The organism is Rhodanobacter sp. FW101-FHT13A11, from assembly GCF_058790335.1.
In genome coordinates, this window is sequence record NZ_JBYTCN010000009.1 from 130,245 (window position 1) to 145,014 (window position 14,770).

The following is a 14,770-nucleotide window of genomic DNA, read 5'->3' on the forward strand; positions in this document are numbered from 1 at the left end:
TTCATCCTGCGACGATGTTGACGATCTTGCCCGGCACCACGATGACCTTGCGCACCGTCATGCCCTCCAGGAAATGCTTCACCTGCGGCTGCGCCAGGGCCAGCGCCTCGGCCTCCTCCTTCGAGGCGCCGGCGGCGGCCACGATGGTACCGCGCAACTTGCCGTTGACCTGAATGGCCAGGGTCAGCGTATCGCGCACCAGCGCGGCGGGGTCGGCCTGCGGCCACGGCTGGTCCTCCAGCACGGTCTCGGCGTGGCCGAGCGCCTGCCACAGGGCGTGGCTGATGTGCGGCACCACCGGGTTGAGCAGCAGCACCATCGCCTCCAGCGCCTCGTGGCGCACCGCGCGGCCCTGCTCGCTCTGGTCGCCGAACTTGCCCAGCGCGTTCAGCAGTTCCATCAGCGCGGCGATCGCGGTGTTGAACGCGTGGCGCCGGCCGAAGTCGTCGCCGACCTTCTGGATCGTCTCGTGCAGCTGGCGGCGCAGCGCCTTCTGGCCGGCGTCCAGCGCCGACGGATCGGTTACCGGATGGTCGGGCTTCGCCGCATGCGCGGCCACCTCGCGCCACAGCCGCTTGAGGAAGCGCGCCATGCCCTCGACGCCGGCCTCGTTCCACTCCAGCGACTGCTCCGGCGGTGCGGCGAACATCGAGAACAGGCGCACGGTGTCGGCGCCGTACTTGTCCACCATGGTCTGCGGGTCGACGCCGTTGTTCTTCGACTTCGACATCTTCTCGGTACCGCCGATCTGCACCGGCTGGCCGTCCGCCTTCAGCACCGCGCCGGTGATGTGGCCCCGGTCATTGCGCTGCACTTCCACGTCGGCGGGGTTGAACCAATCCCGGCTCCCGGTTCCCGATTCCCGGTAGAACGTCTCGGCGATCACCATGCCCTGGCACAGCAGGTTGGTGGCCGGCTCGTCCGAGTGCACCATGCCCGCGTCGCGCAGCAGCTTGTGGTAGAAGCGGAAGTACAGCAGGTGCATGATCGCGTGTTCGATGCCGCCGATGTACTGGTCGACCGGCAGCCAGTAGTTCGCGCGCCCGTCGATCTGCGTCGGCGCGCCGGGGCTGGTGTAGCGCGCGTAGTACCAGCTCGATTCCATGAAGGTGTCGAAGGTGTCGGTCTCGCGCTCGGCCGGGCCGCCGCACTGCGGGCAGGTGGTCTTGCGCCACTCGGGATCGGCCTTGATCGGCGACTGCACGCCGGAGAACGCCACGTCCTCGGGCAGTACCACCGGCAGCTGGTCTTCCGGCACCGGCACCGCGTCGCACTTGGCGCAGTAGATCACCGGGATCGGGCAGCCCCAGTAGCGCTGGCGGCTGACGCCCCAGTCGCGCAGGCGCCAGTTGACCTTGCGCCGGCCCTTGCCGGCGGCCTCGAGCACGCCGGCGATGTAGTCGAACGCGGCGCGGTAGTCCTTGCCGTCCATTGCGCCGGAGTTGACCACGCGCATGTCGGCGCGGGTCTTGTCCGAGTACCAGTCCTGCCAGGCGGCCGGGTCGTAGCGCTCGTCGCCGGCGGCGATCACCTGCCTGACCGGCAGGCCGTACTTGTGCGCGAACGCGAAGTCGCGCTCGTCGTGGCCCGGTACCGCCATCACCGCGCCGGTGCCGTAGCCCATCAGCACGAAGTTGGCCACCCACACCGGCACCTTGTCGCCGCTGACCGGGTGGATCGCGTACAGGCCAGTGGCCATGCCGCGCTTGTCCTGGGTCTCCAGTTCCGCCTCGGAGACGCCGCCATGCTTCAGCTCGTCGAGGAACGCGGCCAGTTGCGGGTTGCCCTTCGCCGCCTTCAGCGCCAGCGGATGTTCGCCGGCGATGGAGACGAAGGTCACCCCCATCAGCGTGTCGGGGCGCGTGGTGAACACGCTCAGCGGCGCGGCTTCGCCGTCCACAGCAAAGTGGATCTCCAGGCCCTCGCTGCGGCCCAGCCAGTTGCGCTGCATGGTCTTCACCGCGTCGGGCCAGCCCGGCAGCGTGTCCAGGCCGTCCAGCAGCTCCTGCGCGTAGTCGGTGATCTTCAGGAACCACTGCGGGATCTCGCGCTTCTCCACGATGGCGCCGGAGCGCCAGCCGCGGCCGTCGACGACCTGCTCGTTGGCCAGCACGGTGTGGTCGACCGGATCCCAGTTGACGACCGAGTTGCGCCGGTAGACCAGCCCCCGGCGCATCAGCCGCGTGAACATGCGCTGCTCGTGCACGTAGTAGTCGGGGCGGCAGGTGGCGAACTCGCGGCTCCAGTCGATCGCGTAGCCCAGCGACTTCAGCTGGCTGCGCATGTGCTCGATGTTGGCGTAGGTCCACTTGGCCGGCGCGGTGGCGTTCTTGATCGCGGCGTTCTCGGCCGGCAGGCCGAACGCGTCCCAGCCCATCGGCTGCAGCACGTTCCTGCCCTGCATGCGCTGGTAGCGGCTGATCACGTCGCCGATGGTGTAGTTGCGCACGTGGCCCATGTGCAACGCGCCGGACGGGTACGGCAGCATCGACAGGCAGTAGAACTTCGGCCGCGCCGGATCCTCCTTTACTTCGTACGCGCGCTGCGCGTTCCAGTACCGCTGCGCGGCGGCTTCCACGGCCTGCGGACGATAGGCGGCTTCATCCTGTTCGGGGGAGGTCGGGGCTTGAATGTCCTGCATGGTTTCGAGTGCCGTCTGTGCGATGGATGCGCGCCGGTGCATGCCGGCTGCAGTGAACTGGTCAGACTAGCCCAGCGCAGGCCGGGCGCCAAGCCTGGAGCTTTCAGCCGGGCGGGCAGGCGGCCGCCCGGCCGCCGCCCAGCGCCCGCGCCGCGTCGGCGATCTGCGCCGCCAGCTGGCCGATCGCGCGCTGGTGGCCCTGCACCAGGGCGGGGTAGCCCGGCCCCACCGCTTCGCTGACGCGGCTGGTGCAGGCCAGCATGGCGGGCTGGGCGCCGTGCAGCAGGCGCACGCTCCAGGCGGCCTCGACCAGCGCATAGCTGCCGGGCGCCGAGTCGAACCGGCGCAGGTCCAGCTTGATCCGCAGCAGCGGCCTGTCGTTGCCGGGCAGGCCGCTGACGTCCGCGCTGCGCAGCTCGCGCGCGAGATCGGCCGACAACGCGCTGCGTACCTCGTCGCCCAGCGGGGCGATCCAGCGTTCGCTGCCGAGCAGGGCCACGCTTTGCCCGCCTTCGCGCACCACCAGTTGCGGCTGGTCCACCTGCGCCGGCACGCCGACCGGCAGCAGCTCGAACGGCGGCGATGGCGACGATGGCGACGGCGACGCAGCCGCTGCGCCGGCCGGCGCGACCAGCGTGTAGTAGTGCGTGGGTGCCGAGGCACAGGCCGCCAGCAGCATGGCGGCTGCCGCCATGCCCAGATGCCTGGCGGCCGGCTTTCTTGCGGCATGGATCATGGCTTGTTTCCTTGCGGCGGCTGGGCGGCCGCCGGCGTGGTGGTGGTGGCGGGCTTCGCGTCCGCGCCGCGGCCGCGGATCAGCGCTTCCGGATGCGCGCCCAGGTAATCGGTCAGCACGCGCAGCGAGCGCGCCATGCGCTGCAGCTGCTCCAGCGTGGCGCCCAGGTTCTGCTGCAGCGGCGAACCGGCGGACAACGCGTCGTTCGCCGTGCCCATGGTCTGCTGCACGCCGTGCAGGGTGTCCTTGAGCGCCGGCAGGGTCTGCCCGTTGACCTGCCTGAGCGTGGCGTCGAGACCGGCCAGGCTGTGGTCCAGGTGCTGCCCGATGCTGTCGAACGGCACCTTGGCGAGCTTGTCCACGATCCCGGCCATCTGTTCCTGCAGCTTGTCGAAGCTGCCCGGCACGGTCGGGATGGTCAGCGGACGGGCCGTGGGGTCGAACGCCACCTTCGGCGTGCGCGGCACGAAATCCAGCGCCACGTACAACTGGCCGGTGAGCAGGTTGCCGGTGCGCGCCTGCGCGCGCAGGCCGTGTTCGACCAGGCGGCCGACCATCTGCGACAGGTCGGGGTTCTCGCCGTTCGCCTTGGCCAGGGCTTCCAGCTTGTCGTAGGCGGCGCCCAGGCGCTGCGGGTAGACCACCGCCCCCACCAGCACCGGGAAGCGCTGCTTCTGCTCGTCGTAATCCAGCCGTACCGACACCACCTTGCCGAGGTTGATGCCCAGGAACTCCACCGGTGCATCCACCGCCAGCCCGCGCACCGACTGCTCGAAGCGCATGCGGATGTAGTGCGGCTCGCCGTCCGGCGGCGCCATCGCGGTGGCCTGGTCGTCGAACAGCTTGTAGGCCGTGTCTTCCGCGGCCGGCGTGCTGTCGTGCGGCCCGGGCGGATCCTGGAACGCCACGCCGCCGGCCAGCACGGTGGCCAGCGACTGCGTGTTGAGCTTCAGCCCGTTCGCACCGATCGACACGTCCACGCCGCTGGCGTTCCAGAAGCGGGAGGAGCGGGTCACGAAGCGATCGTTCGGGCCGTCGATGAAGATGTGCAGCGACACGCCCTTGCCGTCCTTGTCCATCTCGTAGGACGCCACCCGGCCGACCTGGATGCGCCGGTAGTACACCGGCGAGCCGATGTCGAGCGAGCCGAGATCGTCGCTGTGCAGCATGAAGCTGCGCCCCGGCGCGCCGTGGTTCACCGCCGGCGGCAGCTCCAGCCCCTTGAACTCGTCCTCCGGTTCCTGCGAGTCGCCCACGTCGGCGCCGATGAACGCGCCCGACAGCAGGGTGTCGATGCCGGACACCCCGCCCAGCCCGATCCGCGGCCGCACCACCCAGAAGCGGGTGTCCTTGGTGGCGAAGCCCTCGGCGCTCTTCTCCAGCGCCACCCGCACCAGCACGTGGCTGCGGTCACCGCTGAGCTGGATCTTGTTGACCCGGCCGATCACCACGTTCTTGTACTTCACCGGCGTCTTGCCGGCATCCAGGCCCTCGGCGCTCTGGAAGCTGATGGAGATCTGCGGGCCGGCCTGCAGCCAGTTGTTGATTACCAGCGACAGGCCGACCACCGCCGCCAGCGCCGGAATCAGCCAGATCAGCGAGGCATTGAAGCGGCGCCGCTTCACCACCGGCCGCGGCAGATCGCCGCCGCCCGGAGGACCCTGTTCGATGGATGTGTCGTCAGTCATCGGTATCCTTGCCGTCCCAGATCAGGCGGGGGTCGAAACTCATCGAGGCCAGCATGGTCAGCACCACGGTGAGGCCGAAGAAGATCACGCCGGGCAGCGGTTCCACCAGGCTCAGTACGCTGAAGCGCACCAGTGCCGTCAGCAGCGCCACCACGAACACGTCCAGCATCGACCAGTAGCCGATCAACTCCACCAGCCGATAGAGTTTTGCACGTTGCACCCGCGCCCAGCCGCTGCCGAGCTGGCTGCTCACCAGCAAGGTGCCCAGCGCGAGGAACTTCAGCATCGGCACCACGATGCTGGCCGTGAACACGATGATCGCCAGGTTGGGCGCCCCCTTGACCCACAGCTCCACCACGCCGCTGATGATGGTGTTGTCGTCGATGTCGTTGAGGCTGGCGGTGCGCATGATCGGCAGCACGTTCGCCGGGATGTACATGATGAACGCCGCGATCAGCAGCGCCCAGGTGCGCATGTAGCTGTCGGCCTTGCGCCGGCGCAGCGTGCTGCCGCAGCGCGGGCACGCCATGGCGTCGTCCACGCCGTCGCCATCCAGCTGCGGGTCGCCGGGCACATTGCGGCAGACCAGTCCGCACACCGTGCAGGCGATCAGGCCGAGCTCGGTGGCGCGCGGCAGGGCACTCATGCGGAGTGCTCCGGCACGTCGTCCCACAGCTGGCGCAGGTCCACCCCGGCGAAGATGGTGATCAACAGGGTCAGTGCCGCGTACGCGTAGATGCCCGGATCCGGCATCACGTCGAAATAGGTGTGCGCCTTGACGATCGCCACCAGCGCACCCAGTACGAACACCTCGCTCATCGTCCATGGCCCGAGGCGGTGCAGGATCACCATCAGCGGCACGAAACCCGGCGCGCGACGGCCGGCGCGGGCGAACCACAGCAACCAGCCCAGCATCGTCATCTTCATCAGCGGGAAGAAGAACAGCGTGGCCGCCACCAGCACCGAGACCACCTTGGCCTGCTCCTGCCACATCGCGATGATCATGCCCCACAACGTGGTGCTGCTGAACTGGCCGCTCAGGCCCAGCGTCACGATCGGCCACATGTTCGCCTGCACGAACACGATCAGCGCGGTCAGGGCCAGCGCCAGCAGCGTGTTCGCGCCCAGCCTGTGGTGGCGCTCCAGCTCCGCCCCGCAGCGCGTGCAGCACGCCACGTCGCCGCGCGACAGCAACTGCCGGCGGTAGACCGTGTCGCAGTGCTCGCAGATCAGCAGCGCTTCGGGAGAGCCCATGCCCATGCACTCGGTGCCTTGCTCGGCGTGACAATGCCGGGATTCTCGCAAATCTGCCGCCGGCGCGCTGAACGGGGCGCGACCGCTTGATATGCTGGCCGGCGCCCCGATCTGAAACGGCACCCGCCGAACTGGAGCTCCCCGTGACCGATGCCGCCGCCGTTTCCCGCGTGTTCGACGTGGACCAGCAGACCTTCGAAGCCGACGTGCTGCGCGCCTCGCTGACCACGCCGGTACTGGTGGATTTCTGGGCCACCTGGTGCGAACCGTGCAAGACGCTCGGCCCGATGCTGGAAAAACTCGCCGCCGAGTACAACGGCGCGTTCCGGCTGGGCAAGGTCGACGTGGACGCGCAGCAGGAACTGGCCGGCATGTTCGGCATCCGCAGCGTGCCCACCGTGGTGCTGGTGAAGGACGGCCAGATCCTCGACGGTTTCACCGGCGCGCTGCCCGAGGGCCAGTTGCGCGAATTCCTGTCGCGCCACGTGCAACCGCTGGAAGCCCCGGAAGCGGCCCCCGCCGAGGCGCCGCTGGAAACCCCGCAACAGGCCATCAACCGCCTGCAGCAGGAGATCGCCGCCGCACCGGGCAAGGCCGAACTCAAACTCGACCTGGCGCTGGCGCTGCTGCACGCCGGCCAGACCGCGGCTGCCGAAGCCGAACTGGCCGCGCTGCCGGCCAACCTCGCCACCGATGCGCGCGCGGTGCGCCTGCGCAGCGAACTGGAGCTGGCCCGTGCCGTGCAGGATGCGCCCACCGTCGCCGAACTGCAGCAGCGGGTGCAGGCCGGTGCCGACGACTGGGCCGCACGCGACCAGCTCGGCGTGCGCCTGCTGCTGGAAGGCGACGCCGCGGCCGGGCTCGAACAATTCCTGGTGATCCTGCAGCAGGCCCGCGGCTGGAACGACGGCCAGGCGAAGAAGCGCCTGCTCGCCGCGTTCGCCACGCTGGACGACGCCGAACTGGTGGGCCGCTACCGGCGGCGGATGGCGTCCCTGCTGTTCTGAGCGCAACCCCACGCGCGCCCCGCAGGAGCGCGCCCTGTGCGCGAATGCTATCGGTCCGATCTGCCCTCAGAGCTATCGCGCACAAGGTGCGCTCCTACACTCAGGCCACCACTCCATACCGTTGCGCACGTTCGGGTAGGATTCCCCATTCCGACCGGACGAGCCTTCCCATGCGCGCCTCAACCTTCCGCCGGCTGCTCAACCTGTGGCCACCGTTCCTGGTCAACGCCATCCGCCTGCAGTCGCTCAGCGACGACTACAGCGAGGCGAAGGTGGTGCTGCGGCTGCGGCCGTGGAACCGCAACTACGTGCGCAGCCAGTTCGGCGGCAACCTGTTCGCGATGGTCGACCCGTTCTGGATGCTGCTGGCGATGCACCAGCTCGGCAACGACTACTACGTGTGGGACAAGGCCGGCACGATCGACTTCGTGGCACCCGGCCGCGAGGACGTCTACGCGCATTTCAAGCTGGAGCCAGCCGTGGTCGACGAACTGCGCACGGCCGCCGCCGGCGGCGGCAAGGTGCTGCGCTGGTTCGAGACCGAGGTGACCACCGCCTCCGGCAAAGTCATCGCGGTAGTGCGCAAGCAGATCTACGTGCGGCTGAAGCCGAAGGCGCGCTGAGCACGGGTTTTGCGCGCCCACCCCAAGCACAACCGGAGGCGGGAGTAGACGGGTGAACCGCCAAGGGGGAAACGAGTGATCCATCGCCACGTCTCCCTTGGCAAAACCAGGGGGAGACGGGCTATAGCGTTTCGCACGCGCCGGGGGAGCGCCCCTGTCGCCTACAATGCGGGATTCGCGACTTCCCGGACCACTCCATGCCCCGCCTGCGCGTCAAACGCTACCTGCTGACCGGCCTGCTTACCTTCATCCCGTTGTGGGTGACCTGGCTGGTGTTCAAGTTCGTGCTGGGATTGCTGGCCGGTATCGGCGCGCCGCTGGTGGCCGGGCTGCTGAACGGGCTGGCGCTGGTGGCGCCGCATGCGGCCGAATCGCTGAAGGCGGAGTGGCTGACCTTCATCGTGGCATTGCTGGTGACGCTGGCGGCGCTGTACCTGCTCGGCTTCGTGGCGAACCGGGTGATCGGCCAGCGCTTCCTCAACGCGTTCGATTCCCTCCTGGCGCGCATTCCGCTGGTGCAGACGATCTACGGCGGCACCAAGAAACTGATGGCGGTGCTGCAGAACAAGCCCAGCGGCATGCAGCGCGTGGTGCTGATCGACTTCCCGCGCCGCGGCCTGAAAGTGGTGGGTTTCGTCACCCGGGTGATGGTCGAGGAAGGCAGCGGCCGCGAAATGGCCGCGGTGTACATCCCGACCACGCCGAACCCCACCGGCGGCTACCTGGAACTGGTGCCGGTGGACGAACTCACGCCGACCGACTGGACGATGGACCAGGCGATGGCCTTCATCATCTCCGGCGGCGCGGTGGCGCCCGATACCTTGCCCGCTTCGCCTGCGCTGCCGCACCGCGACGAATCGTAGAGGCGTCTTGCGGGAAACGCGTAGGGGACATTGCCCGCCGTTGCGCAGAAATACTGGAAGCACCGGGGCCGGCGGGCCATGCCCGCCCTACGAGGCACAAGCCGAGAAGACTCGCTTGCGAGCGAGCGGCTGGAACAGCTGGCGCGCGCGATGCTGGCGAAAGATCCGGCACTCAAGGCCGCGTTCGCGAAGAAACTGCACGGCGACCCCGCCTTCGCCGCCGCCAGCCGCGCGCGGCTGGCCTTCTTCTTCGAACGTTCCCGTGGTAACGCCGTCCAGCACGTGGGCGCCTACCCCGTGCTGCGCCTGGGCGCGGCGCAACTGCAATCGCTACCGGCCCCCACCGCATCCACCCGCCGGCCGCCGCAACCCTGACCTTTGACACTGGGCCGCCCCATGACGTTTGGCCTAGCGTGAACGGCCATGCCCGCGTCAGGGGGACCCGACGGCGCGGCCAGACGACACCACCCATCACTCACAGAGGGATATCCATGACCAAGCAGTATCTGAAGCCCCTGGCGCTGGCACTGGCCGTAAGCGCGGCCCTGTCGCTGAGTGCCTGCGGCAAGCAGGAGCCGGCCGCCAAGGCGCCGGCACCGGCCAGCACCGCCCCAGCCGCCGCCGGCACCACGGCCGCCGCCAACCCCGGCAAGAGCATCTTCGACGTCAGCGAGCTGGATCCGTCCATCAACGCCTGCCAGGACTTCAACGGCTTCGTCAATGCCAAGTGGGTCGCCGCCAACCCGATCCCCGCCGACCGCACCCGCTGGGGCGCGTTCGACCAGTTGGCCGAGTCCAGCCTGAACACCCAGCACGCCATCGTCGAGAAAGCCGCCAAGGGCGCCGCCACGGCCCCGGCCGGCTCGATCGAGCAGAAGATCGGCCTGCTGTTCCAGTCCGGCATGGACGAGGCTGCCATCGAGAAGGCCGGCTTCGACCCGATCAAGCCGAAGCTCGACGCCATCGCCGGCCTGAAGAACGGCGGCGACGTGGCCGACTACATCACCAGGAGCTATGTCGAGGGCGACGGCCAGGTATTCCAGTTCGGCTCCGGTGCCGACTTCCAGCACGCCGACATGCAGATCGCCTACGCGCTCGAGGCCGGCCTGGGCCTGCCGACCAAGGACTACTACAGCGACGCCAAGTACAAGGACATCCGCGATGCCTACGTCGCCTACATCGCCAAGGCGCTGGAGCTGACCGGCGTGGCCGAGGCCGACGCCAGGAAGCAGGCCGACGACGTGCTGGCGTTCGAGACCCGGCTGGCCGCCGCCTCGCTGTCGCCGGTGGAGGCGCGCAAGCCGGAAAACCAGTACCACTTCGTCAGCGTCAAGGACGCCGACAAGGCCACCCCGCACTTCAGCTGGGACAAGTTCTTCGCCGCCCAGGGCGTGACCGTCGACAAGGGCTTCTCGCTGTCGCAGCCGAAGTTCTTCGCCGAGCTCGACCAGCAGCTGGCCAAGGCGCCGATCAGCCAATGGCAGGCCTACCTGCGCTTCCACACCATCGACGACGCCTCGCCGTACCTCAGCAAGAATTTCCAGGACAACAAGTTCGACTTCTACGGCAAGACCCTGGCCGGCCAGCCGGAACAGAAGGTGCGCTGGAAGCGCGTGCTCGGCACCGTCAACGGCTCGATGGGCCAGGCGCTGGGCCAGCTGTACGTGGCCGAGGTGTTCAAGCCCGAGGCCAAGGCGCGCGCGCAGGAACTGGTCGACAACGTGCGCAATGCGCTGAAGGCGCGCATCCAGAACCTCGACTGGATGAGCGACGAGACCAAGGCCAAGGCGATCGCCAAGTGGGATACCTTCCTGCCCAAGATCGGCTACCCGGACAAGTGGCGCGACTGGTCGGGCCTGAACGTCACCGGCGACAGCTACTACGCCAACGTGCAGGCGGCGAACAAGTTCAACTACGACTACGACATCGCCAAGATCGGCAAGCCGACCGACCGCAAGGAATGGGGCATGACCCCGCAGACGGTCAACGCCTACTACAACCCGACCGACAACACGATCAACTTCCCGGCCGCGATCCTGCAGCCGCCGTTCTTCGACGCCAGGGCCGACGATGCGATCAACTATGGCGGCATCGGCGCGGTGATCGGCCACGAAGCCAGCCATGGCTTCGACGACGAGGGCAGCCAGTTCGACGGCGCCGGCAACAACAAGAACTGGTGGACCAAGGACGACCGCGCCAAGTTCGACGCGCGCACCGACAAGCTGGTCGCCCAGTTCAACGAGTACGCGCCGATCAAGGACAAGCCGGACGCGCACGTCAACGGCAAGCTGACCCTGGGCGAGAACATCGCCGACCTGGGCGGCCTCAACGTGGCCTATGACGCGCTGCAGGCCGCGCTGAAGAAGAACCCGGAGGAAGCCGGCAGGCAGATCGACGGCTACACCCAGGACCAGCGCTTCTTCCTCAACTGGGCCCGCGTGTGGCGTGGCCACGTGCGCGAGAAGCAGGCGCTGCTGTCCCTCAACGTCGACCCGCACGCCCCGGCCGCGCTGCGCGCGATCGGCGCGCCGTCGAACATGCCGGCCTTCGCCAGCGCGTTCCAGTGCAAGCCGGGCGACACCATGGTGCGTGCGGACGACAAGCAGGTGAAGATCTGGTAAGACCGATGCCGTCGTGGCCCAGGCCACGACGGCAGGCCTGATCGACCCCGGACGCCGCGCAGATGCGCGGCGTTTTTTGTGTGCCGATGCCGCGGCAGCCATCACTCCCGCGCCACGTCTCCCATCCATCGCACTCGAAGTTATTGCTAATCATTGGCAGTTGCTTTATTGCCCGTCACCCAGCAAGGCCGCTGCACGGGGCTGGCAGCCTCGCGCTGCACGATTCCGCGTGCCCGCACAGCACGTGCCTGGGCCAGCCACCCCAGGCGATCCTGCAGGAGACCGGCGCGGTCTCGCTGCTCGACGCGCTGCTCGCGCTCACTGGCGCGTACCACAACCTGTTGCGCCAGTGGAACGAGGCTTGAGCGTGCCCGACCCGCCACGCTGATCCGGCCGGAAGCGCGCGATGGTTCCCAGCGCGGGCCGCGGGGCGGATAATCGTCGGTCCTTGGCGCAATACGGCTGAAACATGTTTGTCCCTGGTCAACGCTGGATCTCCTCCGCCGAACCCGAGCTGGGCCTCGGCACCGTGCTGCGCGTGGAAGGGCGCGGCGTGCAGGTGCTGTTCGCCAAGGCCGGGGTGCTGCGCCCCTACGCGATCGACTCCGCGCCGCTGGTGCGCGCCGAGTTCCGCGCCGGCCAGCGCATCGCCGGCAAGGGCATCGCGTTCCTGGTCGAGCGCGTCGAGATCAAGGACGAGCTGCTGATCTACCGCGGCGAGGGCCGCGAGCTGCACGAGGGCCAGCTCGACGACGAGCAGAGCGTGAGCCAGGCCGACGACCGCCTGGTCGGCGGCCGCACCGATGCCGTGGCGCAGTTCGAGCTGCGCCTGGAAGGCCTGAAACGGCGTGCCGAGGCACGCCGTTCGCCGATGTGGGGCCTGGGCGCGGCGCGCATCGGGCTGGTGCCGCACCAACTGCGCGTGGCCGGCATCGCCGCCGCCCGTCGCCCGCCACGGGTGCTGCTGGCCGACGAGGTGGGCCTCGGCAAGACCATCGAGGCCGGCATGATCGTGGCGCGCCAGCTCGCCACCGGGCGCGCCTCGCGCGTGCTGCTGCTGTTGCCCGACACCCTGGTCTACCAGTGGTTCGTGGAGATGCTGCGCCGCTTCAACCTGAGCTTCGCGATCTACGACGAGGAGCGCTGCGAGGCACTGGAACAATCCGGCGACGCCGACAACCCGTTCGAGGACGAGCAACTGGTGATCGCCGACTTCGGCTTCCTGGAAAACTCGCCGAAGCATGCGCAGCAGTTGCTGGACGCGCCGTGGGACCTGCTGGTGGTCGACGAGGCGCATCATCTGGCGTGGTCGCCGGAGGCCGCCAGCCTGCGCTACACGATGGTGGAAAAACTGGCCGCGGCGATCCCCGGCGTGATCCTGCTCACCGCCACCCCGGAACAGCTCGGCCGCAGCGGCCACTTCGCCCGCCTGCGCCTGCTCGACCCGCAACGCTACAGCAACCTGGAAAGCTACCTGGCCGAGGCCGACAGCTACCTGGCGCTGTCGAAGATCGCCGACCGCCTGCTCGATGGCCAGCCGCTCGACGATACCCAGCGCGCCACGCTGGCCGAGTCCTTCCACGGCGACAGCGCGCTCACCGCCCGCCTGGCCGACCCGGCCCGGCCCGACAACGCACGCGAGCTGCTGGCCGCGCTGATCGACCGCCACGGCACCGGCCGCGCGATGTTCCGCAACAACCGCGCCGGCGTCGGCGGCTTCCCGAAGCGCCGCCCCGAGTGGCACCTGCTGCCGATGGCTGCGGTCGACGACAGCACGCGCCAGGCGCTGCTGGCCGAATTCCACGCCGACATCCAGCAACCGCCGGCGCTGATCGAGGTCGACTACGCCGCCGACCCGCGCATCGACGCCCTGGTCGCCCTGCTCGACGCGCACCCGCAGGACAAGTTCCTGCTGATCTGCCGCAGCCACGCCAAGGTGCTGGCGCTGGAGGAAGCGCTGCGCACGAGGAGCGGCGTGGGCGTGGCGCGTTTCCACGAAGGCCTCAGCATCGTGCAGCGCGACCGCAACGCCGCGTACTTCGCCCAGCCCGACGGCGCGCGCCTGCTGCTGTGCTCGGAGATCGGCTCGGAGGGGCGCAACTTCCAGTTCGCGCACCGGCTGGTGCTGTGGGACCTGCCGCTGGATCCGGACCTGCTGGAGCAGCGCATCGGCCGGCTCGACCGGATCGGCCAGAAGCACGATATCGACATCCACATCCTCGCCGTGGCCGACAGCGCCCAGCACGTGCTGGCGCGCTGGTACGACGAGGGCGTCGACGCGTTCCGCATGAGTCCGGCGGACGGCCGCGAGCTGCTGCGCCGCTACGGCGAGCCGCTGACCCGGCTGGCCGACGAGCACGCCCGTGGCGACGACAACCGCGATCAGGAACTGGACGCCCTGCTGGCCGAGACCCGCGCCAGCCACGAGCAGATGGCCGAGCTGATCCGCGGCGGCCGCGACCACCTGCTGGAGCTGGCCGCCAGCCGCGACCTGCACGCCGACGAGCTGCAGCAGGCGTTCGCCCGCGAGGACCACGACCCCGACCGCGACGCCTTCGTGCAGCGCCTGCTCGAGGCGTTCGGCATCCATGCCGAGGAACTCGGCGGCCAGGTGCTGCTGCTCGACCCGCAATACCTGTCCACCGACGCCCTGCCCGGCTTCGCCGAAGGCCCGCAGTCGGTGACGTTCGCCCGCGAGGTGGCGCTGGCGCGCGAGGAACTGCCGCTGCTGCGGCTGGATCATCCGCTGGTCGCCGGCGCGCTCGACCTGGCGCTGTCCGGCGAACAGGGCAACGCCGCCTTCATGGTCGACGACGTGCTGCCGCCGCGCACCGCGCTGCTGCAGGCGGTGTTCGTGCTCGAATGCGTGGCCGACCGGAAACTCGACGCCGAACGCTTCCTGCCGGTCCTGCCGATCGCGGTCACCGTCGACACCCGGCTCGCCGAACGCGCCGACTTCGCGCCCAGCGAGATCGCCCTGCGCAAGGCCGGCGACCGCAACATCGAGGTGCCGCGCTACCGCAAGTTCCTCGCCAAGCTGGTGCCGCCGATGCTGGAACGCGCCGAGGCGCTGGCCGGCGCACGCGGGCAGGCGCGCATCGACGAGGCCGTGACCCTGGCCACGCAGACGCTGGATGCGGAACTGTCGCGCCTGCTGGCGCTGCGTGCGGTGAACCCGTCGGTCAGCGAAGCGGAAATCGCCGCCATCGCCGCCGAACGCAGCACCCTGCTGGCCGCCCTGCCGCAGTCGCGCCTGCGCCTGGACGCGGTGCGTTTCGTGGTCAGCGCCGACTTCCTCGCGCTGCGCTGACCTCCACTGCATCGCGCGGGGGACGAA

Annotated in this window: 12 protein-coding genes; 7 read left to right on the forward strand and 5 right to left on the reverse strand. The window is 69.2% G+C overall.

Annotated elements, in window-relative coordinates; all coding sequences use genetic code 11:
• Nucleotide 1 precedes the first annotated feature (1 nt).
• From leuS to AC3WRN_RS11805, 5 genes are all read right to left on the reverse strand, one after another.
• Complete coding sequence (gene leuS / locus AC3WRN_RS11785) at nt 2-2,641, reverse strand: leucine--tRNA ligase (RefSeq protein WP_492623099.1); 2,640 nt, start codon at nt 2,639-2,641, stop codon at nt 2-4.
• A gap of 103 nt (nt 2,642-2,744) precedes the next feature.
• A complete protein-coding gene (locus AC3WRN_RS11790) occupies nt 2,745-3,377 on the reverse strand; it encodes a PqiC family protein (RefSeq protein ID WP_492623100.1) in 633 nt (210 codons plus the stop codon).
• Complete coding sequence (locus tag AC3WRN_RS11795) at nt 3,374-5,065, reverse strand: PqiB family protein (RefSeq protein WP_492623101.1); 1,692 nt, start codon at nt 5,063-5,065, stop codon at nt 3,374-3,376. The genes AC3WRN_RS11790 and AC3WRN_RS11795 overlap by 4 nt, the downstream gene beginning before the upstream one ends.
• Nucleotides 5,058-5,711, reverse strand: coding sequence for a paraquat-inducible protein A (locus AC3WRN_RS11800; RefSeq protein ID WP_068090740.1), 654 nt, complete (start codon nt 5,709-5,711; stop codon nt 5,058-5,060). Before AC3WRN_RS11800 ends, AC3WRN_RS11795 begins: the two co-directional genes overlap by 8 nt.
• Entirely contained in the window at nt 5,708-6,325 is a 618-nt protein-coding gene (locus AC3WRN_RS11805; protein ID WP_492623102.1) for a paraquat-inducible protein A, read from the reverse strand. Before AC3WRN_RS11805 ends, AC3WRN_RS11800 begins: the two co-directional genes overlap by 4 nt.
• Before the next feature lie 137 nt (nt 6,326-6,462).
• Here AC3WRN_RS11805 and trxA point away from each other — a divergent pair, with 137 nt between their 5' ends.
• From trxA to rapA, 7 genes are all read left to right on the forward strand, one after another.
• Nucleotides 6,463-7,326: a thioredoxin gene (gene trxA / locus AC3WRN_RS11810; protein WP_068090748.1), complete on the forward strand. Its 864-nt coding sequence runs from the start codon at nt 6,463-6,465 to the stop codon at nt 7,324-7,326.
• 170 nt (nt 7,327-7,496) lie between these two features.
• Nucleotides 7,497-7,949, forward strand: coding sequence for a DUF4442 domain-containing protein (locus AC3WRN_RS11815; RefSeq protein WP_492623103.1), 453 nt, complete (start codon nt 7,497-7,499; stop codon nt 7,947-7,949).
• A gap of 197 nt (nt 7,950-8,146) precedes the next feature.
• The gene (locus AC3WRN_RS11820) at nt 8,147-8,812 is read left to right on the forward strand and encodes a DUF502 domain-containing protein (protein WP_068090751.1); all 666 of its coding nucleotides are present in this window, start codon (nt 8,147-8,149) and stop codon (nt 8,810-8,812) included.
• A gap of 78 nt (nt 8,813-8,890) precedes the next feature.
• Complete coding sequence (locus tag AC3WRN_RS11825; protein ID WP_492623104.1) at nt 8,891-9,187, forward strand: hypothetical protein; 297 nt, start codon at nt 8,891-8,893, stop codon at nt 9,185-9,187.
• A gap of 116 nt (nt 9,188-9,303) precedes the next feature.
• A complete protein-coding gene (locus tag AC3WRN_RS11830; RefSeq protein WP_492623105.1) occupies nt 9,304-11,433 on the forward strand; it encodes a M13 family metallopeptidase in 2,130 nt (709 codons plus the stop codon).
• A gap of 62 nt (nt 11,434-11,495) precedes the next feature.
• Entirely contained in the window at nt 11,496-11,798 is a 303-nt protein-coding gene (locus AC3WRN_RS11835; RefSeq protein ID WP_492623106.1) for a hypothetical protein, read from the forward strand.
• A 104-nt stretch (nt 11,799-11,902) separates the two neighbouring features.
• The gene (gene rapA, locus AC3WRN_RS11840) at nt 11,903-14,743 is read left to right on the forward strand and encodes an RNA polymerase-associated protein RapA (protein WP_492623107.1); all 2,841 of its coding nucleotides are present in this window, start codon (nt 11,903-11,905) and stop codon (nt 14,741-14,743) included.
• Nucleotides 14,744-14,770: the final 27 nt, after the last annotated feature.

Coding starts and splice junctions, on each gene's coding strand:
- leuS (WP_492623099.1), bottom strand. CDS start 2,641: ATGCAGGACATTCAAGCCCCGACCTCCCCCGAACAGGATGAAGCCGCC.
- AC3WRN_RS11790 (WP_492623100.1), bottom strand. CDS start 3,377: ATGATCCATGCCGCAAGAAAGCCGGCCGCCAGGCATCTGGGCATGGCG.
- AC3WRN_RS11795 (WP_492623101.1), bottom strand. CDS start 5,065: ATGACTGACGACACATCCATCGAACAGGGTCCTCCGGGCGGCGGCGAT.
- AC3WRN_RS11800 (WP_068090740.1), bottom strand. CDS start 5,711: ATGAGTGCCCTGCCGCGCGCCACCGAGCTCGGCCTGATCGCCTGCACG.
- AC3WRN_RS11805 (WP_492623102.1), bottom strand. CDS start 6,325: ATGGGCATGGGCTCTCCCGAAGCGCTGCTGATCTGCGAGCACTGCGAC.
- AC3WRN_RS11815 (WP_492623103.1), top strand. CDS start 7,497: ATGCGCGCCTCAACCTTCCGCCGGCTGCTCAACCTGTGGCCACCGTTC.
- AC3WRN_RS11820 (WP_068090751.1), top strand. CDS start 8,147: ATGCCCCGCCTGCGCGTCAAACGCTACCTGCTGACCGGCCTGCTTACC.
- AC3WRN_RS11825 (WP_492623104.1), top strand. CDS start 8,891: ATGCCCGCCCTACGAGGCACAAGCCGAGAAGACTCGCTTGCGAGCGAG.
- AC3WRN_RS11830 (WP_492623105.1), top strand. CDS start 9,304: ATGACCAAGCAGTATCTGAAGCCCCTGGCGCTGGCACTGGCCGTAAGC.
- AC3WRN_RS11835 (WP_492623106.1), top strand. CDS start 11,496: ATGCGCGGCGTTTTTTGTGTGCCGATGCCGCGGCAGCCATCACTCCCG.
- rapA (WP_492623107.1), top strand. CDS start 11,903: ATGTTTGTCCCTGGTCAACGCTGGATCTCCTCCGCCGAACCCGAGCTG.